Origin of the sequence: Variovorax paradoxus (assembly GCF_902712855.1) — a bacterium.
Taxonomy (GTDB): domain Bacteria; phylum Pseudomonadota; class Gammaproteobacteria; order Burkholderiales; family Burkholderiaceae_C; genus Variovorax; species Variovorax paradoxus_Q.
In genome coordinates this window covers 429,262-450,216 of record NZ_LR743507.1, presented here as the reverse complement: position 1 = coordinate 450,216, position 20,955 = coordinate 429,262, and the positions used below count along the sequence as shown (strand labels likewise).

Annotated in this window: 22 protein-coding genes and 1 pseudogene; 15 read left to right on the top strand and 8 right to left on the bottom strand. The window is 69.7% G+C overall.

Annotated elements, in window-relative coordinates; all coding sequences use genetic code 11:
- Nucleotides 1–49: 49 nt before the first annotated feature.
- The 10 genes from AACL56_RS02175 (at nt 50) to AACL56_RS02130 (ending at nt 9,756) form a co-directional block, all read left to right on the top strand.
- Entirely contained in the window at nt 50–1,255 is a 1,206-nt protein-coding gene (locus AACL56_RS02175; protein WP_339088193.1) for a M20 aminoacylase family protein, read from the top strand.
- A gap of 19 nt (nt 1,256–1,274) precedes the next feature.
- Nucleotides 1,275–2,270 carry a tripartite tricarboxylate transporter substrate-binding protein gene (locus tag AACL56_RS02170; RefSeq protein WP_339088192.1) on the top strand — a complete coding sequence of 332 codons (996 nt, stop codon included), beginning with the start codon at nt 1,275–1,277 and terminating at the stop codon, nt 2,268–2,270.
- 173 nt (nt 2,271–2,443) lie between these two features.
- Nucleotides 2,444–3,172, top strand: a complete 729-nt coding sequence (locus tag AACL56_RS02165; RefSeq protein WP_339088191.1) for a glycine zipper 2TM domain-containing protein — start codon at nt 2,444–2,446, stop codon at nt 3,170–3,172.
- Nucleotides 3,173–3,326: 154 nt separating this feature from the next.
- Entirely contained in the window at nt 3,327–4,241 is a 915-nt protein-coding gene (locus AACL56_RS02160) for a dihydrodipicolinate synthase family protein (protein WP_339088190.1), read from the top strand.
- A 50-nt stretch (nt 4,242–4,291) separates the two neighbouring features.
- Nucleotides 4,292–5,434, top strand: coding sequence for a branched-chain amino acid ABC transporter substrate-binding protein (locus AACL56_RS02155; protein WP_339088189.1), 1,143 nt, complete (start codon nt 4,292–4,294; stop codon nt 5,432–5,434).
- 10 nt (nt 5,435–5,444) lie between these two features.
- Nucleotides 5,445–6,380: a 4-hydroxyproline epimerase gene (locus tag AACL56_RS02150; protein ID WP_339088188.1), complete on the top strand. Its 936-nt coding sequence runs from the start codon at nt 5,445–5,447 to the stop codon at nt 6,378–6,380.
- Between the two features lie 17 nt (nt 6,381–6,397).
- A complete protein-coding gene (locus AACL56_RS02145; RefSeq protein WP_339092787.1) occupies nt 6,398–7,504 on the top strand; it encodes an FAD-dependent oxidoreductase in 1,107 nt (368 codons plus the stop codon).
- Nucleotides 7,505–7,514: 10 nt separating this feature from the next.
- Nucleotides 7,515–7,763 carry a (2Fe-2S)-binding protein gene (locus AACL56_RS02140; protein WP_339088187.1) on the top strand — a complete coding sequence of 83 codons (249 nt, stop codon included), beginning with the start codon at nt 7,515–7,517 and terminating at the stop codon, nt 7,761–7,763.
- Nucleotides 7,760–9,049 (top strand): NAD(P)/FAD-dependent oxidoreductase, encoded by a 1,290-nt coding sequence (locus AACL56_RS02135; protein ID WP_339088186.1) that lies wholly within the window; start codon nt 7,760–7,762, stop codon nt 9,047–9,049. The genes AACL56_RS02140 and AACL56_RS02135 overlap by 4 nt, the downstream gene beginning before the upstream one ends.
- Complete coding sequence (locus AACL56_RS02130) at nt 9,046–9,756, top strand: GntR family transcriptional regulator (RefSeq protein WP_425336974.1); 711 nt, start codon at nt 9,046–9,048, stop codon at nt 9,754–9,756. The genes AACL56_RS02135 and AACL56_RS02130 overlap by 4 nt, the downstream gene beginning before the upstream one ends.
- Before the next feature lie 6 nt (nt 9,757–9,762).
- Here the strand turns inward: AACL56_RS02130 and AACL56_RS02125 are convergent, their stop codons facing one another.
- Complete coding sequence (locus tag AACL56_RS02125) at nt 9,763–9,984, bottom strand: tautomerase family protein (protein ID WP_339088185.1); 222 nt, start codon at nt 9,982–9,984, stop codon at nt 9,763–9,765.
- A gap of 116 nt (nt 9,985–10,100) precedes the next feature.
- Between AACL56_RS02125 and AACL56_RS02120 the strand changes: the two genes are divergently transcribed.
- Nucleotides 10,101–11,039, top strand: a complete 939-nt coding sequence (locus AACL56_RS02120; RefSeq protein ID WP_339088184.1) for a fatty acid desaturase family protein — start codon at nt 10,101–10,103, stop codon at nt 11,037–11,039.
- On the opposite strand, the gene AACL56_RS02115 is transcribed toward AACL56_RS02120, so the two are convergent.
- The gene (locus AACL56_RS02115; RefSeq protein ID WP_339088183.1) at nt 11,027–11,923 is read right to left on the bottom strand and encodes an EamA family transporter; all 897 of its coding nucleotides are present in this window, start codon (nt 11,921–11,923) and stop codon (nt 11,027–11,029) included. The genes AACL56_RS02120 and AACL56_RS02115 overlap by 13 nt on opposite strands.
- 95 nt (nt 11,924–12,018) lie before the next feature.
- Between AACL56_RS02115 and AACL56_RS02110 the strand changes: the two are divergent.
- A pseudogene (locus AACL56_RS02110) lies at nt 12,019–12,899 on the top strand (LysR substrate-binding domain-containing protein).
- A gap of 40 nt (nt 12,900–12,939) precedes the next feature.
- Here the strand turns inward: AACL56_RS02110 and AACL56_RS02105 are convergent.
- Together AACL56_RS02105 and AACL56_RS02100 are read right to left on the bottom strand one after the other, a co-directional pair.
- Entirely contained in the window at nt 12,940–13,263 is a 324-nt protein-coding gene (locus AACL56_RS02105; protein WP_339088182.1) for a hypothetical protein, read from the bottom strand.
- A gap of 82 nt (nt 13,264–13,345) precedes the next feature.
- The gene (locus AACL56_RS02100; RefSeq protein ID WP_164546861.1) at nt 13,346–13,516 is read right to left on the bottom strand and encodes a hypothetical protein; all 171 of its coding nucleotides are present in this window, start codon (nt 13,514–13,516) and stop codon (nt 13,346–13,348) included.
- 60 nt (nt 13,517–13,576) lie between these two features.
- Here AACL56_RS02100 and AACL56_RS02095 point away from each other — a divergent pair, with 60 nt between their 5' ends.
- Nucleotides 13,577–15,043, top strand: a complete 1,467-nt coding sequence (locus AACL56_RS02095; protein ID WP_339088181.1) for an MATE family efflux transporter — start codon at nt 13,577–13,579, stop codon at nt 15,041–15,043.
- A 92-nt stretch (nt 15,044–15,135) separates the two neighbouring features.
- Here the strand turns inward: AACL56_RS02095 and dbpA are convergent, their stop codons facing one another.
- From dbpA to AACL56_RS02080, 3 genes are all read right to left on the bottom strand, one after another.
- The gene (gene dbpA, locus AACL56_RS02090) at nt 15,136–16,560 is read right to left on the bottom strand and encodes an ATP-dependent RNA helicase DbpA (protein WP_339088180.1); all 1,425 of its coding nucleotides are present in this window, start codon (nt 16,558–16,560) and stop codon (nt 15,136–15,138) included.
- 85 nt (nt 16,561–16,645) lie between these two features.
- Complete coding sequence (gene infA / locus AACL56_RS02085; protein WP_339088179.1) at nt 16,646–16,912, bottom strand: translation initiation factor IF-1; 267 nt, start codon at nt 16,910–16,912, stop codon at nt 16,646–16,648.
- 58 nt (nt 16,913–16,970) lie between these two features.
- Nucleotides 16,971–17,240, bottom strand: a complete 270-nt coding sequence (locus AACL56_RS02080) for a hypothetical protein (RefSeq protein WP_339092785.1) — start codon at nt 17,238–17,240, stop codon at nt 16,971–16,973.
- Between the two features lie 503 nt (nt 17,241–17,743).
- Here AACL56_RS02080 and AACL56_RS02075 point away from each other — a divergent pair.
- Nucleotides 17,744–18,826 (top strand): catalase family protein, encoded by a 1,083-nt coding sequence (locus AACL56_RS02075; RefSeq protein WP_339088178.1) that lies wholly within the window; start codon nt 17,744–17,746, stop codon nt 18,824–18,826.
- Between the two features lie 3 nt (nt 18,827–18,829).
- Here the strand turns inward: AACL56_RS02075 and AACL56_RS02070 are convergent, their stop codons facing one another.
- Entirely contained in the window at nt 18,830–19,885 is a 1,056-nt protein-coding gene (locus tag AACL56_RS02070) for a sugar phosphate isomerase/epimerase family protein (RefSeq protein WP_339088177.1), read from the bottom strand.
- A 161-nt stretch (nt 19,886–20,046) separates the two neighbouring features.
- On the opposite strand from AACL56_RS02070, the gene AACL56_RS02065 reads away from it, so the two are divergent.
- Nucleotides 20,047–20,940 (top strand): type 1 glutamine amidotransferase, encoded by an 894-nt coding sequence (locus AACL56_RS02065; protein ID WP_339088176.1) that lies wholly within the window; start codon nt 20,047–20,049, stop codon nt 20,938–20,940.
- Nucleotides 20,941–20,955: the final 15 nt, after the last annotated feature.

Here is a 20,955-nt window from a genome sequence, read left to right as displayed (position 1 = left end):
AATCGTTCGCTTCCCATTCGAACGACCCTGCAGCCAGCACCCGCCCGCCATGAACATCGCCGACTCCTTCCTTGCCAATGCCGCGCGCTTCGTCGAGATCCGCCGCGACATCCACGCCCACCCCGAACTGGGCTTCGAAGAACACCGCACCTCCGAGAAGGTCGCGACGCTGCTGGCCGAATGGGGCATCGAGGTGCACCGCGGCATCGCGGGCACCGGCCTGGTCGGCGTGCTGCGCAAGGGCACCGGCAGCCGCACCATCGGCCTGCGCGCCGACATGGACGCGCTGCCGCTGCACGAGGCCAACGAGTTCGCCCACAAGTCGACGAACCCCGGCCGCATGCACGCCTGCGGCCACGACGGCCACACCACCATGCTGCTGGCCGCCGCCTGGCACCTGTCGCAACAGGGCCCGGACTACTTCGACGGCACGGTGCACTTCATCTTCCAGCCGGCCGAGGAGATGGGCAAGGCCGGCGCGAAGAAGATGATCGACGAGGGCCTGTTCGAGCGCTTCCCGTGCGACGCCGTCTTCGGGCTGCACAACTTCCCGGTCGGCGACGTGGGCCGCTTCGCGCTCAACGAAGGCGCGCTGATGGCCTCGAGCAACACCTACAGGATCACCGTGCGCGGGCGCGGCACGCACGCATCGATGCCGCACACGGGCATCGACCCGGTGGCGGCGGTGGTCACGCTGGCGCAGCAGCTGCAGACCATCGTGGCGCGCACCATCCCGAGCACCGAGCGTGCGCTGCTCGCGGTCACGCAGCTGCAGGGCTCCGACGCGCCCAACGTCATTCCCGACGTGGCCACGGTGGGCGGCACCATCCGCACCTTCTCGATCGAGGCCATCGACAAGATCGAGGCCCGCCTGCGCGAAGTGGCCGCGGGCGTGGCGGCGGCGCACGGCTGCACCGCCGAGGTGTTCTTCAACCGTTCCTCACCGCCGACCGTGAACCATGCAGCGGAGGCGCGCTTCGCCGCCGGTGTGATGCGCGAGGTGGTGGGCGACGACATGGTCACCTTCGACTTCCCCGCCGTGATGGGCGCCGAAGACTTCGCCCACATGCTGCTCGCGCGGCCCGGCTGCTACGCCTTCCTGGGCAATGGCGACGGCGACCACCGGCTCGATGGCCACGGGCCCGGCCCTTGCGTCATCCACAACACCTCGTTCGACTTCAACGACGAGATCATCCCGATCGGTGCCAGCTACTTCGTGAAGCTGGTGCAGCGCTGGCTGCCGTCGGGCACCTGAAATCCATTCCCTGTTGACGATGAAAGCGGCCACCCAGATGCCTTCGACCCCGTTCACCCGACGTTCCATCGCCGCCCTGGCGGCCGCCGCCGCGGCGCTGTGCGCCATGGCCCCGGTGCATGCGCAGCAGCGCGTGATTCACATCGTCGTGCCCTTCGGCACCGGCGCGGTGCAGGACACCGTGGCGCGCGCGTTCAACAACGAACTCGGCGCGGCCCTCAACGCCAGCGCCATCGTCGAGAACCGCGCGGGTGCGGGCGGCACGGTGGGCGCGGCCCTCGTGGCGCGCGCGCCGGCCGACGGCAACACGCTGGTGCTGGCGGCCGCGAGCCACAACATCGCGGGCTTCCTGTACAGCAAGCTGAGCTACGACCCGTTGAAGGACTTCGTCGGCGTGGCCAACGTCGGCAATGCGGGCTACGTGCTGGCGGTGGCCAGCGGCATGGGCGTGTCGACCACGGCCGACTTCATCAAGGAGGTCAAGGCCAACCCCGGCAAGTACAACTACGCATCGGCCGGCAACGGCAGCGCCACGCACCTCGCGATGGCCTCGTTCCTGGCCAAGGCCGGGCTGCAGATGACGCACATCCCTACCAAGTCGACCGGCGAGGCCGTCAACGAGGTGCTCGCAGGCCGGGTGCAGGCGGTGATCTCGTCGAGCATCGGCGTGATCGGCTTCCAGGACGACGCGCGCATGAAGCTGCTGGCCTCCACCGGCCAGTCGCGCAGCCCCTTCCTGCCCAAGCTGCCGACCGTGGCCGAAAGCGGCCTGCCGGGCTATGCCTTCGATTCGTGGATCGGCCTGCTCGCGCCGGCCGGCACGCCGAAGGCGGAGGTCGATCGCATCAACGCCGCGGCCAACAAGGTGCTGGCCGATCCGGCGATCCAGGAACGCTTCAAGCGCCTGGGCGTGGAGCCGCGCAGCCAGAGCGCGGAGGAGTTCCTGAAACTGCTGCGCTCGGACTGGGACGCGATGGGCGTGGTGGTGAAGGCGTCGGGCGCGAAGATCGATTGACGGCAGTCGGGCGCCCGGCCCGCCCGGGCGCTCCGTCGGCGTGATCGGGCCTGAACAGCCGACGCGGTGCGACGCGCCATGTAGGACGCCGGTCAATTGACAACGCGCCCTCCGCGCTCATGCTTCCCGGTGGGTTCCGAGGGGTTTCGCCTCGGACACAACCGGGATTTCTCATGGACTCGTCTTTGCCATCCAACCCGCCTGTGAGCAAGTCGCCGAAGGCCCTGTGGGCCGTGATCGGCGCACTGGCCGTGGCCGTCGTGGCGCTCGGTGGCGTGCTCATCAGCCGCCAGGCCCCCGGCACGAACGCGAGCACGCCACCGCCGGCGGTGGCCGCTGCCTTGCCCGTTGCACCCGCCGCACCCGACGATTTCAAGCCCGAGGCCATGCCGGCGGCGCCCGCCGCGCCACCCACGGGCGCGGGGCCCGCGCCGCAAGCCATGGCTGCCGCGCCCATGCCTGCCCCCGCACCCGCACCGCTGCCCGCCCAGCCCGTGCCGCCAGGACCGGCGGCAGGCGTGAACGCGCCGGTGGTGGAGGCAGCACCCGCTGCGCCGCCCTGTGCGGTCTGCGGGCGGGTCGAATCGGTTCGCCCCGTCCAGAAGCGCCTGCAGAGCACCTCGGGCGTGGGCGCCGTGGCCGGCGGCGTGGTAGGCGGCCTCGTCGGCAATCAGTTCGGGCACGGCAACGGCCGGGCCGCAACCACGGTGCTGGGCGCGGTGGGCGGCGGCTTCGCCGGCAATGAGATCGAGAAGCACGTGCGCACGGTCACGGTCTACGAGGTGGCGGTGCGCATGGACAACGGCACGGTGCGCACCGTCGAGACCAAGTCGGCGCCGCCCATCGGCAAGCCGGTCACGCTCCGGCGCGGCGTGCTGCGCCCGGCCGACGGCCGCAAGTAGCGCGCCCGTCTACGGCCTGCCCCAGCGCAGGCCGCTGCTATCACACAAGCTCCCGGCGCGGAAGAGCGCTTGCCCCACGGATATCTTGCGGATATGTTCTTAATATATTTAAATTGCGGCGTTTTCACCCCGCATATCCACAAGGAGCGATCACGTGAGCAATCCCCGCTGGCAAGGCATCTTTCCCGCCGTTACCACCAAGTTCAACGCCGATGAAAGCATCGATGCCGAGGGCACGGCCCGGCACATCGACTTCCAGATCCGCAACGGCATCCACGGCCTCGTCACCTGCGGTTCGCTGGGCGAAGCCAGCACGCTCACGCTCGAAGAGAAGCTGCAGGTCGCGAAGATCGCGCTGGACGCCGCCGACGGCCGCATCCCGGTGCTCGCCAACGTGTCGGAAACCAGCACGCGGGAAGCGCTGCGCTACGTGGACGGGGCCAACAAGCTCGGCGTGGCCGGCTTCATGGTGATGCCCTCGGTGATCTACGTGGCCGACGCGCGCGAGGCCATGCTCAACGTGCGCACCATCGCCAACGCGGCGCAGAAACCCATCATGGTCTACAACAACCCGGTGGCCTACCGCGTCGACCTGAAGCCGCAACACATGGTGGAGCTGGCCGATTGCGAGTGGATCGCCGCCATCAAGGAAAGCACCGACGACATCCGCCGCATCACCGACCTGCGCAACACCGTGGGCGACCGCTACCAGCTGTTCCTGGGCGTGGACGACCTGGCCTACGAAGGCCTCGCGCTGGGCTGCGACGGCCTTCTGGCCGGCGTGGGCTGCGCGTTCCCGCGCGAGACGGTGGCGCTGTACGACCTGATGAAGGCCGGCAGGTTCGCCGAGGCGCTCAAGCTCTACCAGTGGATGACGCCGATGCTGCACCTGGACGTGTCGACCAAGCTGGTGCAGAACCTCAAGCTCATCGACGTGCTGGTCGGCGTGGGCACGGAGCACATGCGCCGCCCGCGCCTGCCGCTCGTCGGCGCGGAGCGAGAGGCCATCGAAGCCATCGTGAAGAAGGCGCTGGCCACGCGGCCCGCGCAGTACCGGTCGGTCATGTAGCCGCCGCGCCCATCCGCGCACTTTTTCATTGTCCCAACCTAGGAAGAAGCATGAAGACAAGAGCAAGCATGGTTTCGTTTCTCGGCGCCACCGCCCTCGCCGCCCTCGCCGTCTCGGGCCAGGCACAGGCGCAGGAGCAGGTGGTGAAGATCGGTCACAGCGGTCCGCTGTCGGGACCCAATGCCTTCGCCGGCAAGGACAATGAAAACGGCGTGCGCCTCGCCATCGAGGAACTCAATGCGAAGAAGCTCAGCGTCGGCGGCAAGACGCTCAAGTTCGAGCTGGTGTCGGAAGACGACCAGTGCGACGCCAAGACCGGCGTGAGCGTGGCGCAGAAGTTCGTCGACGACGGCATCAAGTTCGTGATGGGCCCGTACTGCTCGGGCGTGGCCATTCCGGCCTCGCGCGTCTACAGCGACGGCGGCACCCTGGTCTCCACCGTCGGCACCAACCCGAAGGTGACGCAGGGCGGCTACAAGAACCTCTACCGCATCATCGCGAGCGACAACCAGATCGGCTCCAGCATGGCCGTGTACGCGGCCAAGGAACTGAAGGTGAAGAAGGTCGGCGTCATCGACGACCGCACCGCCTTCGGACAGGGCCTCGCCGAGGAGTTCACCAAGGAGGCCAAGAAGCAGGGCCTCACCGTGGTCGGCCAGGAGTTCACCACCGACAAGGCCGTGGACTTCACCGCCATCCTGACCAACATGAAGGCCAAGGCGCCCGACGCCATCTTCTTCGGCGGCTACGCGCCGCAGGCCGCGCCCATGGCGCGCCAGATGAAGCAGCTGGCCGTGTCCGGCAAGCTGCTGGGCGGCGACACCGTGTGCAGCCCGGCGACCGGCAAGATCGGCGGCGACGCAGTCAACGACCTGGTGTTCTGCGCGCAGGGCGGCTCCATGCTCGAGAAGGCGCAGACCGGCCCGGCCTTCAAGGAGAAGTTCAAGAAGCGCTTCAACGCCGACCCCGACGCCTATGCCGCCTCGTACTACGACCAGGTGATGTTCATCGGCGAGTCGATGAAGAAGGCCAATTCCATCGACCCCGACAAGGTGGGCGCGCAGCTCTACAAGGACACCTACAAGGGCGTGGCCGCCACCTATGCCTACGACGACAAGGGCAACATGAAGCAGGCGCCCATCACCGTGTTCACCTTCAAGAACGAAGCGCCCGTGCCCATCGCGAGCTACTGAGCCACACCCCATGCAACGCATCCAGGTCATCGACTCCCACACGGGCGGCGAGCCCACGCGCCTCGTGATCGGGGGCTTCCCCGACCTGGGCGGCGGCACCATGGCCGAGCGCCGCGCGCTGCTGGCCGACCGGCACGACAAGTGGCGCGCCGCCACGGTGCTCGAGCCGCGCGGCAGCGACGTGGTGGTGGGCGCGCTGCTGTGCGCGCCGGTATCGCCCGATGCGGCGGCGGGCGTGGTCTTCTTCAACAACACCGGCTACCTCGGCATGTGCGGGCACGGCACCATCGGGCTGGTCGCGAGCCTCGCACACATGGGGCGCATCGGCGTGGGCGAGCACCGCATCGAGACGCCCGTGGGCACCGTGACGACCACGCTGCATGAAGACGGCACGGTGAGCGTGCGCAACGTGCCGGCCTACCGGCACCTGCACCGGGTGGCGGTCGAGCTGCCCGGCCATGGCGTCGTGCGCGGCGACGTGGCCTGGGGCGGCAACTGGTTCTTCCTGGTGAGCGAACACGGCCAGCGCGTGGCCAGCGACAACCTCGCCGCGCTCACCGGCTACACCGCCGAGCTGCGAAAGGCGCTTGCGGCACAGGGCATCACGGGCGCCGACGGCGCGGAGATCGACCACGTCGAACTGTTCGCGGACGACGACGAGGGCGCCGACAGCCGCAACTTCGTGCTGTGCCCCGGCAACGCCTACGACCGCTCGCCCTGCGGTACCGGCACCAGCGCCAAGATCGCCTGCCTCGCGGCCGACGGCAAGCTCGCGCCCGGGGCCGTATGGACGCAGGCCAGCGTGATCGGCAGCCGCTTCGAGGCCCGCTACGAGATGGACGGCGGCCAGGTCGTTCCCACCTTGCGCGGCCGCGCGCACATCAGCGCGGAAGCAACGCTGCTCATCGACGACGACGACCCGTTCGGCTGGGGCATCCGCCTCTGACATCGCGCGACATGGACATGGACGCGGATGTGATCGTCATCGGCGCAGGCATCGTCGGCGCGGCCTGCGCACAGGCGCTCGCGCAGGCGGGCGCCCGCGTGCTGGTGCTCGACGCGCGCATCGGCGGCGCCACCGGCGCGGGCATGGGCCACCTCGTGGTGATGGACGACAACCCGGCAGAGCTCGAACTCAGCCGCCGTTCGGTCGCGCAATGGCGCGCGCTGGCGCCACGCATGAGCGACGACTGTGCGTACAGCCCATGCGGCACGCTGTGGATCGCGGCCAACGACGAAGAGATGGCCGAGGCCGAGCGCAAGCAGCAGCGGCTGCACGCGCACGGCATCGACAGCCGCCTGCTGGATGCCGGCGAGCTGGCGACCGCCGAACCCGCGCTGCGCAAGGGCCTCGCGGGCGCGCTCGAGGTGCCGGGCGACGGCATCCTCTATGCGCCGAACGCGGCGCGCTGGCTGCTGGCGCAGGGCGCCGCATCGGTCCGCGTCGAGCAGGCGACCGTCGCGGCCATCGAGGACGACGGCACGTTGCGCCTGTCGGACGGCGGCCGCCGCAGCGCGCCGCAGGTGCTGCTGGCCAACGGCATCCAGGCGACCACGCTGTGCCCCGAGCTGCCGATCCGCCCGAAGAAGGGACACCTGCTCATCACCGACCGCTATCCGGGCACGGTGCATCACCAGCTCGTCGAGCTCGGCTACGTCACCAGCGCGCACCACAGCGACGGCGACTCGGTCGCCTTCAACGTGCAGCCGCGTCCCACGGGGCAGCTGCTGGTGGGCTCGTCGCGCCAGTTCGACACGACCGATCCGGCGGTCGAGGCGCCGATGCTGGCGCGCATGCTGCGGCGCACGCTCGACTACCTGCCGGGGCTCGCCGGCCTCAACGCGGTGCGCGCGTGGACCGGCATGCGCGCGGCCTCGCCCGACGGGCTGCCGCTGCTCGGCAAGCACCCGTGGCGCGAACGGTTGTGGCTTGCCGTGGGCCACGAGGGCCTGGGCGTGACCACTGCGCCCGGCAGCGCGCACCTGCTGGCGGCGCTGATGACCGGCGGCGCGCCCGGTTTCGACGCGACGCCCTATGCGCCGCGCGGTTTCACGGCCTTGCGGCCTTGAAGGAGATGGCGTGAGCGGCCACACCCTGCTGCATGTCGACGGCCATCTCGTGCGCGTGAAAGCCGGCAGCTCGGTGGCGGCGGCGCTGCGCGTGGCCGGCGGCATGGGCGTGGCGCGCACGTCGGTCACCGGCCAGCCGCGCGCGCCGTTCTGCGGCATGGGCGTGTGCCAGGAATGCCGCGTGCTCGTCGACGGCCGGCGGCGCCTGGCGTGCCAGACCGCGTGCGCCGAAGGCATGCGCGTGGAGACGGCGGAATGAACCGCGCCGTGCAGGACGACCATTGCGACGTGCTGATCGTCGGCGCGGGCCCGGCCGGCATGGCCGCCGCGGTGGCGGCCGCGCCCAGCGGCGCGTCGGTCGTCGTCATCGATGACAACCCCGCGCCGGGCGGACAGATCTGGCGCGACGGCCCCGGTGCCGCGTTGCCGCCGGCGGCACGCCGATGGCGCGATGCGCTCGGGCGCCACGCCAACATCCGAATGCGCAGCGGCACGCGCGTGGTCGCCGCACCGGCATCCGGCGAACTGTTGCTCGAGGACGCCGGCGAGGCCACGCGCATGCGGTGGAACAGGCTCATTCCCTGCACCGGCGCGCGCGAGCTGCTGCTGCCCTTTCCCGGCTGGACGCTGCCCGGCGTGACGGGTGCGGGCGGGCTGCAGGCGCTGGTCAAGGCGGGCTTGCCGGTCGCTGGGGAGCGCGTCGTCATTGCCGGCAGCGGGCCGCTGCTGCTGGCCGCCGCGGCCACTGCGCGCGCCGCGGGCGCGAAGGTGCTGCGCATCGCGGAGCAGGCGTCCTTCGCGTCGGTCGCGGCCTTCGGCGCCAGCCTCGTGCGCTGGCCCGGCAAGGCGGCCCAGGCCCTTGCGCTGGCCGACGCGCAGTACCGCACCTCGGCGCGCGTCGTCTCGGCGCAGGGCACCACGCAGGTCGAATCGGTGCGGCTGCTGCAACGCGGTCGCGAGGTCGGGATCGCATGCGATCGCGTCGCCTGCGGCTTCGGCCTCACGCCCAACACGCAGCTCGGCCAGCTGCTCGGTTGCGCGCTCCGTCGTGCGCCCGGTGGGCAGGCCCTGTCGGTCGATGCCCTGCAGGCCACCAGCGTGCCCGGCATCTACGCCGCCGGCGAATGCACCGGCTTCGGCGGCAGCGAACGCGCGCTCGCACAAGGCACCATCGCCGGCCACGCGGCGGTCGGCAACGAGCGCGCAGCCAGGGCGCATGAAGGCGAGCGCGCCCGCTGGGACGCCTTTGCCGCGCAACTGCACCGCAGCTTCGCGCTGGCGCCCGATCTCCGGTCGATGGCGCGGCCCGACACGCTCGTGTGCCGCTGCGAGGACGTGCCGTTGTCCGCGCTGTCGGCCTGCAGCGGCTGGACCGACGCCAAGCTGCACCGCCGCTGCGGCATGGGCGCCTGCCAGGGCCGCGTGTGCGGCGATGCGGCGCAGTTCCTGTTCGGCTGGACGCCGCCCGTGCCGCGCCCGCCGCTGTCGCCGGTCCGCATCGCGACACTCGCGGGCCTTGCCGGCGACGGCGACGCCCGACAATGACGACGCCGAATCCGCATCCGTACCCGCAACCCGAGACCATGGCCGCCCCGAAGACCGACTCCCGCCCTCGCCCCAAGCGCCGCGCCGCCGACGTGGCCTACGACGCCATCGAGGCGCTGCTGTCGACCCTGCAGCTGCAGCCCGGCGGGCAGATCGTCGAGGCCGAGCTGGCCGACCGTACCGGGTTGGGCCGCACGCCGGTGCGCGAGGCGCTGATGCGCATGGTGTCCATCGGCCTCATCGTGCAGCAGCCGCGCCGCGGCCTGCTGGTGTCGGCGATCGACTTGGCCGACCACCTCGACGTGATCCAGACCCGGCGCGTGCTCGAGCGGCTCATTGCCGCCTGCTCGGCGCGCCGCGCCACGGTGCAGCAACGCACCGACATCGTCCGCTGCGCGCAGGCGATGGTCGAGGCGGCGGGCCGCGGCGATCTCACCGACTACATGCGCGCCGACCACGCGCTCGACCTCGTCAACCACCAGGCCAGCCATAACGACTCGGCGGTGCGCGCCGTGATCCCGCCGATCGTGCAGTGCCGGCGCTTCTGGTACGCGTATCAGCACGAGGGCGAGATCGTCGAGGGCGCCAACGCACACCTCGAGCTGGCGCAGGGCATCGCCACCGGCGACGAGGCCGCGGCCATCGCGGGCGCCGAGCGGCTGATGGACTACCTCGAAGTCTTCGCGCGCAAGATCATCGACAAGTAGTGCGCCCTAGCCGCCGGCCTCGCGCCGGCGCTGCCTCAGCACCGTCGCGCTTTCGCCGCCCTGGCCCCAGTTGTCGGGGTCGATCTCGTCGATCAGCACGGTCACGTCTTCCGGCCGCTTGCCCAGCACGTCCTGCATCAGCTTCGTGGCGCCGGCGATGAGCGCGGCCTTCTGTTCCTTCGAGGCAGGGGGATCGCGGCGCGCGAGGCGGATGGTCACGAGGGGCATGGCGAGGTCCTTCCCGGGCGAGGGGGCCGGGGCTGCGCGATTCTGCCCATGGCTGCACCCCGCACCCCGGGCAATTCCGCGTGTTCCGGCCGGTGCGCCGGCGCATACTGGACCGCATGGCCGTCGCACCCCGCGCCCAACCCCAGGACTTCTTCAGCACGCAAGAGTGGCAATCGCTCACCGCCCGCTCCTCGTGGAGGGGGCTCTGGCTGGTGGCGCACTGCTGGGGCACCATCGGCGCGGCGATGCTGGTGGGCATCGCGTGGCCGTGGACCGTGCCGCTGATGGTGCCGATCGTCGGCGCGCGGCAGCTGGGGTTGTTCATCCTCATGCACGACGCGGCGCATGCGGGCCTGCACCGCAACCGCAAGGTCAACGACTGGGTGGGCCACTGGCTGTGCTCGTCGACGCTGCGCGACTACCGGCCGTACCACCTGCAGCACCACCGCTTCGTGCAGCAGACCGAAGACCCCGACCTGGTGCTGTCGGCGCCCTTTCCCATCACGCGGGCGTCGATGTGGCGCAAGGTGGTGCGCGACCTGAGCGGACAGACCTTCTACAAGCAGCGCTTCGGTCACGTCGCCGAGGGCATCCGCAAGCGTGCGCCGGGTGAATCGGCGCTGAAAGTGTTCGGCCGCGAGCTGGCGAAGGACAGGCGCTTCCTCGTTGCCAACGGCCTCGGCTTCGCTGCCTTCGCCCTCGCGGGCCATGGGTGGGCGTGGCTCCTGATGTGGCTGCTGCCCATGGCCACCTGGCTGCCGCTGGTGAGCCGCGTGCGCAACATCGCCGAGCATGCGCTGGTGGCGCAGAACGAGGCCGATCCGATGCGACAGGCCCGCACCACGCACGCCGGCTGGCTCGAACGCCTGCTGGTGGCGCCCTACTGGGTCAACTACCACTGCGAGCACCACATGTTCACCGGCCTGCCCTGCTGGGCGCTGCCGAAGGCGCACCGGCTGCTGCAACGCCGGGGCGCGACGGCGCGGATGGAAGTGCAGCCCGGCTACCTGAGCCTGCTCCGGCGCGCCACCTCGCCTGCGGCTCAGCCGGCCTGACGCGCCACCGCTGCCGGCCGCGCCAAAGGGGCCGCGCCGCGCTGCGCAAGCTGGCTCAGCCAGATGCTGGCAAGGACGATGGCGATGCCCGTCACCTGCCATGCCGACAGCGCCTGCCCCAGCAGCGCCCAGCCCAGGATCACTGCCGTCACCGGGCTCAGGAAGGCCATCGGCGCGATCGCGGACGGCTCCAGCCGGCCCACGCCGCGGAACCACACGATGTAGGTCAGCGCGGCGCCGACCAGGCCGAGCCAGCCGAAGCCGATCCAGTTGTGTAGCGTGAGCGCGGGCAGCGGCGGTTCCAGCAGCAGCGCAAACGGCAGCAGCAGCAGGCCGCCCGCGGTGAGTTGCCAGGCGGTGAAGGCGAGTGCCGACACCGGCGGCTGCCAGCGGCGGCTCAGCACGGTGCCGAACGCCATCGACACGGCGGCGGCCACGGCCGCGGCAACGCCAGGGGCGTCGAGCGCCGCGTCCGGCGTGAGCACCAGCAGCGCCACGCCGCCGATGCCGATCGCCGCCGCCACCACGGACAGCGCGCGCACCCGCGCGCCGAGAAACGCGCCCGCCAGGAACACCACCAGCAGCGGCTGCACCGAGGTGATGGTGGCCGCCACGCCGCCCGGCAGGCGATAGGCCGCGAGGAAGAGCATGGCCCACAGCACCGAGAAGTTCAGCCCGCCCAGCAGGAAGATGCGCCCCCACCATGCGCGAGCGGGCAGCTGCCGCACGACCAGGAGCAGCAGCAGGCCCGCGGGCAGCGCGCGCAGCAGCGCCACCGTCAGCGGGTAGTTGGCGGGCAGCAGCTCGGTGGTGACGATGTAGGTGCTGCCCCAGACCGTGGGCGCGGTCGCGGTGAGCAGGACGTCGGTGGTTCGGCGGGTCATGGTCAGAATCTAGGCAATTGACCAGTGGTTGTGAATGTTCGAATAATGAATTGATCATTTACCAGCAGTCGCCAATGGCGGTGCGCCGCACGTCCATGGACCATTTCACCGCCCTCAGGGTCTTCCGCACCACCGCCGCCGTCGGCAGCTTCGCCGGCGCCGCGCGGCAGATGGGGCTCTCGGCCGCCGCCGTCAGCAAGAACATCGCGGAACTGGAGGCGCACCTGAAGGTGCGGCTCATCAACCGGACCACGCGGCAGATGAGCCTGACGGAAGCGGGCGCCGCCTACTTCGAGCGCCTGTCGCGCATCCTCGACGACCTGGGCGAGGCCGACGCCGCGCTCGCGCCCATGGGCAGCAGCCCCGGCGGCGTGCTGCGCGTGAGCGCGCCGCTGACCTTCGCGCTCACGCTCTTGTCGCCGGCCATTTCATGGCGCGCTATCCGAACCTGCGGCTCGAGCTGGACCTGCAGGACAGCCGCACCGACCTGATCGGCGAGGGCTACGACCTTGCCATCCGCGGCAGCGACCGGCTCGAGGACTCGAGCCTCGTCGCGCGCGAGCTCATGACCCTGACCCATGTGCTGTGCGGCGCGCCCGGCTATTTCGCCGCGGGCGGCCGGCCCGTGCAGCCGGAAGACCTGCGGACGCACGAATGCGTGCAGTTCACGCTCTCGGGCCATGCGAACAGGTGGACCTTCACGCGGGCCGGACGCAGCGTGGCGATACCGGTCGACGGGCGCTACAAGGTCAGCTCGAGCATCGCGGTGCGCGACGCGCTGCTCGCGGGCTTTGGGCTGAGCCTGATCCCGCGCATCTATGTCCAGGGCGAGCTGGCCGACGGCCGGCTGGAGGCGGTGCTGGAAGACTGGGAGGCGGACCGCACGCCGGTGTATGCGGTCTATCCGTCGCGCCACTTGGCGGCGAAGACGCGGGTCTTCGTCGACTTCCTGATGGAGCGCTTCGCGGGGCGTTGAGCGTTCGGTGCTGGGCGTTGGGCGCGCCCGGAATCGCGGCTCAGTCGCCGGCGTGTTCGTGCTGCTGCGGCCCGCCCCAGCCGAGCAGCTCGGCCAGCCGCTGCACGATCCACGTCGCCTCGCCCGCCGACACGCCCGATTCGGCCGCGCTCAGCCCGGCGTGGATGCGCCGCAGGATCTCTTCTTCGACCGGCACCTCGGTGTGGTGCTGGATCTGGGCATGGCCCACGAGGTGGTTCGCCAGGTCTTCGCAGATCTCGTAGCGCGCGCGCACCACGTCGATCGGTTCGCTCAGCCGCTGGCGCGCGTCGGTGTAGATGGCGAAGAACGAGGGCGGGATCAGGATCTGGTTGTCGTCGGACATCGCAGCACTTTCAGGGCAGTCTCCAATGACAAAACGCGCCCTGGGGCGCGTTCGTCGTGGCTCCGAAAAGCCGGGGGCCGGATCAGCCGCCCTTCTTGGCGCGCTTGCCGGGGTTCTTCTTGCTGCGCGTTGCGGTGCCGCGTTCGAGGCTGACCTTCTGGCCGCCACCGGAGCGAGGCACGGTGTAGCCGGGCAGGGGCGTCGGCTTCGGGGTGGCAACGCGTTCGGCTTCGGTACGGAATGTCTTGGGCATGAAAAGCTCGGGTAAAAGTAATGTTCGGACCCGCAATTAGGCCACATTCAAGGATTTCACATGCCAATAACCGAAACAGCGGGCGGTGTCGAGCGCCCGCGATTCGTTTCGGGCTCGCTGCTGCGTCATGTCTGCGTCATGGCGGGCACGGGCGCCGTCGGCCTGATCGCGGTGTTCGCGGTCGACCTGATCAACCTGTTCTACATCTCGCTGCTCGGTGAGAAGGAGACCGCCGCGGCGGTCGGGTTCGCGGGCGTGGTGGGCTTCTTCCATGCCTCGCTGTGCATCGGGCTGACCATCGGCATCGCTGCGGTGGTGTCGCGCACCGTGGGCGCGGGCCGCACGGCCGACGCGCGGCGCATCGGCACGTCGAGCCTCGTGCTGATGACGGTGCTGTCGGTGGTCGTGGGCACGGGCACGTTCTTCTTCCTGCACCCGGCGCTGCAGGCGCTCGGCGCGCACGGTGAGACCGCGCGGCTCGCGCAGCGCTATCTCTCGGTCACGGTGCACACGCTGCCGCTGCTGGGCATCGGCATGGCGACCTCGGCACTCCTGCGCTCGATCGGCGACGCGCGCCGCTCCATGACCGTGACCCTCGCCGCCGCCTTCGTGACGGCGGTGCTCGACCCGATCCTGATCTTCGGCTTCGGGCTGGGGCTCGACGGCGCGGCCATCAGCGCGGTGGTCTCGCGGCTGGTGCTCGCGGGCATCGGGCTGCACGGCGTGATGGTGAAGCACCGCATGCTCGGGCCGTTCGACGCGTCGCGACTGGCCGGCGATGCCCGCGCGCTCGGCACCGTCGCGGGCCCGGCGGTGCTGACCAACCTGGCCACGCCGGTGGGCGCGGCCTTCGTCACGCATTCGGTGGCGCAGTTCGGGCCCTCCGCGGTGGCGGGCGCGGCCACCATCGACCGTCTGACGCCGGTGGCCTTCGGCCTGGTCTACGCGCTCAGCGGTGCGGTCGGTCCGATCCTGGCGCAGAACCTGGGCGCAGGCCAGTACCGGCGCGTGCAGCAGGCGCTGCGCGACAGCCTGCTGTTCATGGTGGCGTCGGTCGCGGTGGCGTGGCTGGTGCTGGCGTTGAGCCAGGGGGTGCTGATCCGCGCATTCTCCGCGGACGGGCTGGCGGCCGAACTGATCTCGCTGTTCTGCAGCTGGCTGGCGCCGAGCTTCTTCTTCGCTGGCGGACTGTTCGTGGCGAACGCATCGTTCAACAACCTCGGGCATCCGCTGCTGTCGACCGGCTTCAACTGGGGGCGCGCCACGATGGGCACCATCCCGTTCGCATGGTGGGGCTCGCACCACGGCGCCAGCGGCGTGCTGATCGGCCAGGCCGTGGGCTCGTCGATCTTCGGCCTGCTGGCGGTGGTGGTGGCGTTCCGGCTGGCCGAGAAGCTGGCGCGGCAGGAGATCCCGGCAGCGACGGCCCCGGCGCTCGATGCGCCGGTGGCGCCGACGTCGGCGCATGCGGACGCCGCTGCCTTGACCACACCGCAACCGGTTCCCAAAGGTGCCGCATCTTCGTGAGGGCCGCCGCGCACGGCCGCCCGAAGCGGCCGGCCCGCCCCCGGTGAGGGGTTGGCGAAGCGACACGAAGTGCGCGAAGCCTGGGGGCGAGTCTAGATCAGCCGCACCTTGACCGACTTGCCCTTCACGCGCCCGCTCGACAGCTTGCGCGCGGCTTCGTCGGCAATGGCGCGGTCCACCGCCACGTATGTCGAGAACTCGTTGACGTTGATCTTGCCGACCTGCTCCTTGGCATAGCCGCAGTCGCCGGTGAGCGCGCCCAGCACGTCGCCGGCGCGGATCTTTTCCTTGCGGCCGCCCACGATCTGCAGCGTGGCCATCGGCGGCTGCAGCGGCGCGCCCTTGCCGGGCGTGAGCTCGGCCAGCGCGTGCCATTCCGACTCGCGGCCCTGCAGCTGCTCGATCTTCCCGACGAAGCCCATCTCGTTCATGCTGGCCAGGTTCAGCGCCAGGCCTTCCGAGCCGCCCTGCTGGCCCACGCGACCGGTGCGGCCCACGCGGTGGATGTGCACTTCTGCGTCGGGCGTCACGTCGACGTTGATCACGGCCTCGAGCTGCGCGATGTCCAGGCCGCGCGCGGCCACGTCGGTGGCCACCAGCACCGAGCAGCTGCGGTTGGCGAACTGCACCAGCACCTGGTCGCGCTCGCGCTGCTCCAGTTCGCCGAACAGCGCCAGCGCGCTGAAGCCCTGTGCCTGCAGCACCTCGACGAGGTCGCGGCACTGCTGCTTGGTGTTGCAGAAGGCCAGCGTGCTGACCGGGCGGAAATGGTCGAGCAGCAGGCTCACGGTGTGCAGCCGCTCGCTGTCCTTCACCTGGTACCAGCGCTGGCGGATCTTGCTGCCCTCGTGCTGCGCCTGCACCACGATCTGCTCGGGCGTCTTCATGAACTGCTGCGCGAGCTTCGCGATGCCTTCGGGATACGTGGCCGAGAACAGCAGCGTCTGGCGGGCCGAAGGGCACTGGCGCGCCACCTTCACGATGTCGTCGAAGAAGCCCATGTCCAGCATGCGGTCGGCTTCGTCGAGCACCAGCGTGTTGAGCGCCGCGAGGTCGAGGTTCTCGCGCTCGAGGTGGTCCATGATGCGGCCCGGCGTGCCCACCACGATGTGCGCGCCGTGCTCCAGGCTGGCCACCTGCCCGCGCAGCGCGACGCCGCCGCAGAGCGTGACCACCTTGATGTTTTCCTCGGCCCGCGCCAGGCGGCGGATTTCCGTGGTGACCTGGTCGGCCAGTTCGCGCGTGGGGCACAGCACCATCGCCTGCACGGCGAAGCGGCGCGGGTTCAGGTTGGCGAGCAGCGCCAGCGCGAAGGCGGCGGTCTTGCCGCTGCCGGTCTTGGCCTGGGCGATCAGGTCCTTGCCGAGCAGCGCCGGCGGCAGCGCTGCGGCCTGGATCGCCGTCATCTGCGTGTAGCCGAGCTGGGTGAGGTTGGCCAGCATCTGGGGCGAAAGCGCCAGCGTGGCAAAGCCGTTGCCGGCTGGGGCGCCGCCGGCTGTGGGAGTGGGTGTGGTCATTCGTTCAGCAGCCGTGGCCCATGAAAAACAAAAGCCTTGCCAGCGCCCTCTGCAGAGCGCCGCAAGGCCTTTCGTCAGTCGCGGATCAGCGGCGGGGGGTGTTGTTGCCGCCGGTCGGCGGCGGGCCGCGACGTTCCAGGTGACGGAAGGTGATACGGCCCTTGGTCAGGTCGTAGGGCGAGAGCTCGAGCGACACCTTGTCGCCGGCCAGGATGCGGATGTGGTGCTTGCGCATCTTGCCGCCGCTGTAGGCGATCAGCTGATGGCCGTTGTCGAGCGTGACGCGGTAGCGCGAGTCGGGCAGGACTTCGGTCACTGCGCCGTTCATTTCGATCAGTTCTTCCTTGGGCATGTGTGGTTACCTCTGAATCGTTCGATGTGTATTGGAGATGGATCTGGGCGTGATTGTTTCAGTCCGCGCACGCAAGCGCGAGAGGGGCCGGCCTCGAGACCTGCGGCGCGCGCTCGCGCACCCAGCCCAGGCCCTGGTCGACGGCGTAGCGCACGGCGGCGGCATGACTGGTGAAACGCGGTGTGAATCGCATCACGCGGTCGTGCATGCCGCTGCCGCGGCCTGAGCGGATCGAGACGGAAGCGGCGAAGTCGCCGTCTTCCTGGCGTCGAATGAGCGGGGAAACAAGGTACTTGCCCGCCGCGATACTGTGTTGAATGATGTCCATGAAGCCTTGGCACAGCGCGCAGATGCAAAGCGCGAAGTGCCTGAAAAATAATTGAAAACGGGCGTGGGCCGGCCGGAACGGCGCGACGGACGCGCGATTCGCTTCAACAGGAACGAAGGCAGTGGTGGCAATCATGGGCGCCCGGTCTGGCGCTCCAACACACTGTGAAAGCCGGCTTGGGAATGAGAGGCCTGAAGAATCCAAGGGACGGTGCAGGTCAGCCGGCGGTATTGACGAAATTCTTCGTCGTGGTATCGAAACGAACCCGACATTATAGCTTGCAGGGCATGACGGCTGCTTGTCTTAATTACAACGGTTTCGCGAAAAAGGCTTCGAACGGCCTGCGATCAGGCGTTATTTGCTACTAAAAAGATAGCGATAACGGGGCGCTGCCTGGCATGCGCAAGCGCCCGGACCGCCTCGAACTCGCTCAGGCGTTCGAGCGCAAGCTTTATCGCCGCGCTCCTACAGCCTCGGCCAACGCATCTGCGCTCAATCGCGGCATGAACACACTTGCACGCCAGGCCACGCCCGTACGTTACGACCCCGCGGTCGAGACCTTTCGCGACGACGAGGCGCAGACGCAGACCGAACTCGTCGCCGCGCTGATCGACATGGCGACCACCATGGCCGACCACACCGGCCATGCGATGCGCGCCGTGCACGCCAAGAGCCACGGCCTGCTGCGCGGCGAGCTGCGCGTGCTCGACGGCTTGCCCGAGCCGCTGGCGCAGGGGCTCTTCGCAGCGCCCCGCCGCTACCCGGTGGTGATGCGCCTGTCGACGCCGCCCGCCGAGGTGCTCGACGACCGCGTCTCGTTGCCGCGCGGCATGGCGCTGAAGGTACTCGGCGTCGAGGGTCCGCGGGTGGACGGTGCCGAGGGCGGCACCACGCAGGATTTTCTTTTCGTCGACGCCCCGGTGTTCTCCGCGCCCGACGCCAAGGGTTTCCTGCGCAGCCTGAAGCTGCTCGCCAGCACCACGGACAAGGCGCCCAACGCCAAGCGCGTGCTTTCCACCGTGCTGCAGGGGCTGGAGAAAACCGTCGAGACCTTCGGCACGCAAAGCAGCACGCTGATCGCGCTCGGCGGCCATGCGGAAACGCACCCGCTCGGCGCCACCTTCTTCACGCAGGTGCCGCTGAGGCACGGCGCCTACATTGCCAAGCTGCAACTTGCGCCGGTGTCGCCGGCGTTGCTGGTGCTAGAGCACATGCCGCTCGACCTCGCAGGCAAGCCCGACGGCACGCGCGAAGCGGTCGCCGCTTTCATGCGCGACCATCCGGCGGTGTGGGAGCTGCGCGCGCAACTGTGCGTCGACCTGGAGCGCATGCCGGTGGAAGACGCCTCGGTGGAGTGGCCGCAGGCGCTGAGCCCCTTCGTCGCGGTGGCACGCATCACCGCCGACGCGCAGGACGGCTGGAGCGACGACCTGGCGCGCGAGATCGACGACGGCATGGCTTTCAATCCGTGGCACGCGCTGGCTGCCCATCGCCCGCTGGGCAATGTGATGCGCGCGCGAAAGGTTGCCTACGCGGCCTCTTCGAACTTCCGCAGCGAGCGCAACGGCTGCCCGTTGCACCGCTGAGGTTCAGCCGATCCCGAGCATCCGCTTGTTCGCAGCCACGTCCACGCCACCTGCGGCGAAGTCGTCGAAGGCGCGGTCGGCCACGCGGATGATGTGGTCGGCGATGAACTTCGCGCCTTCGCGTGCGCCGTCTTCCGGATGCTTGATGCAGCACTCCCATTCGAGCACTGCCCAGCCCGGAAAGTCGTACTGCGCCATCTTCGAGAAGATGCCCTTGAAGTCGACCTGCCCGTCGCCCAGCGAACGGAAGCGCCCGGCACGGTTGATCCAGCTCTGGAAGCCGCCGTACACGCCTTGCTTGCCGGTCGGGTTGAACTCGGCATCCTTCACGTGAAAGATCTTGATGCGCTCGTGGTAGTGGTCGATGTACGCCAGGTAGTCGAGCTGCTGCAGCATGAAATGGCTCGGGTCGTACAGCAGGCAGGCGCGCGGATGGTTGCCGACGCGCTCGAGGAACATCTCGTAGCTCACGCCGTCGTGCAGGTCTTCGCCGGGGTGGATCTCGTAGCCCACGTCCACGCCCGCGGCATCGAAGGCGTCGAGGATCGGGCGCCAGCGGCGCGCCAGTTCGTCGAAGGCTTCCTCGATGAGGCCCGGCGGGCGCGGCGGCCACGAATACAGGTAGGGCCATGCCAGCGCGCCCGAGAAGGTCGCGTGCGCGGTGAGGCCGAGATTGGCCGAGGCCTTCGCCGCGAAGTGCAGCTGCTGCACCGCCCATTGCTGGCGCGTCGCCGGATTGCCGCGCACCTCGGGCGCCGCGAAGCCGTCGAAGCCCGCGTCATACGCCGGATGCACCGCCACCAGCTGTCCCTGCAGATGGGTCGACAGCTCGGTGATCTCCAGGCCGTGCCGCGCGAGCGTGCCCTTCACCTCTTCGCAGTAGGCCTTGCTCTCGGCCGCCTTCTTCAGGTCGAACAGGCGCGCGTCCCAGCTCGGTATCTGCACCCCCTTGTAGCCCAGCGCGGCGGCCCATCCGGCGATGCCGTCGAGCGTGTTGAAAGGGGCGGCGTCTCCGGCGAACTGGGCCAGAAAAATGGCCGGGCCCTTGATCGTTTTCATCGGCTTGTCTTCCTTCTCGGTTTTGGAGGCGTTGAAAGCATACTTGGCGTGTCGTCCGACCCCGTGCGAGAGGCCAACGAGCCACAATGGACTTTCATTTCCGCTCCTTCGGCACACCCTTCGGAACCTCCCGCCCGGTTCGCGCCGGCGAGGGTCCTGCGATGACACAACCTGTTTCCGCCCGGCTCAAGATCGGCCTCTCGGCCTGCTTCTCGCATGCCGACCCGGCACGCTCGCTCTTCTCCAACAAGACGCTGCAGTACGTCGAGCAGTCGATCGCGCACTGGCTCATGTCTGCCGGCGCCATGGTCGTGATGGTGCCCTGCCCCACCGGCGACACCGCGCGCGGCGACACCAAGCTGTCGCACTACGCCGAGTGGCTCGACGGCGTGGTGATGCACGGCGGCGCGGACGTCTGGCCCGGCAGCTACGGCGAGGTGCCCCTGAAGGACGCATGGATCGGCGACCGCATCCGCGACCTCTACGACCTCGCGCTGGTCGAAGCCTTCGAGCAGGCCGGCAAGCCCATCTTCGGTGTGTGCCGCGGGCTGCAGCTCATCAACGTGGCCTTCGGCGGCACGCTGTACCAGGACATCGAGGAGCAGCACGGACACCCCGAGACGCTGAAGCACCGCGACCCGGTCACCTACGACCAGAACTTCCACCAGATCGAGATCGTGCAGGGCACGCGCTTGTCGAAGCTCTATCCCGACCTGCAGAGCGCGCGCGTCAACAGCATTCACCACCAGGGCGTGAAGGACATCGCGCCCGGTTTCGACATCGAGGCGTGGAGCCTGCCCGACCGCGTTCCCGAGGCCATCCGCCGCCGGCCCGATCGTGGCCGCAGCTACATCGCCGCGACGCAGTGGCACCCCGAGTTCCACAAGTACGGCAGCACCGAGACGGTGGACGACACGCCCATCCTGCACGACTTCCTGTGGGCCTGCGCCACGGCCAAGGTGGCGCCGCGCACCAGCAACTCCATGCGCGGCATGCCGGGGCGCATCCGCAACCGCGCGGCGCGGCTGCTGCGCCAGGCGCTGCTGCGGCGCTGAGCGCCGGTCTTTCCC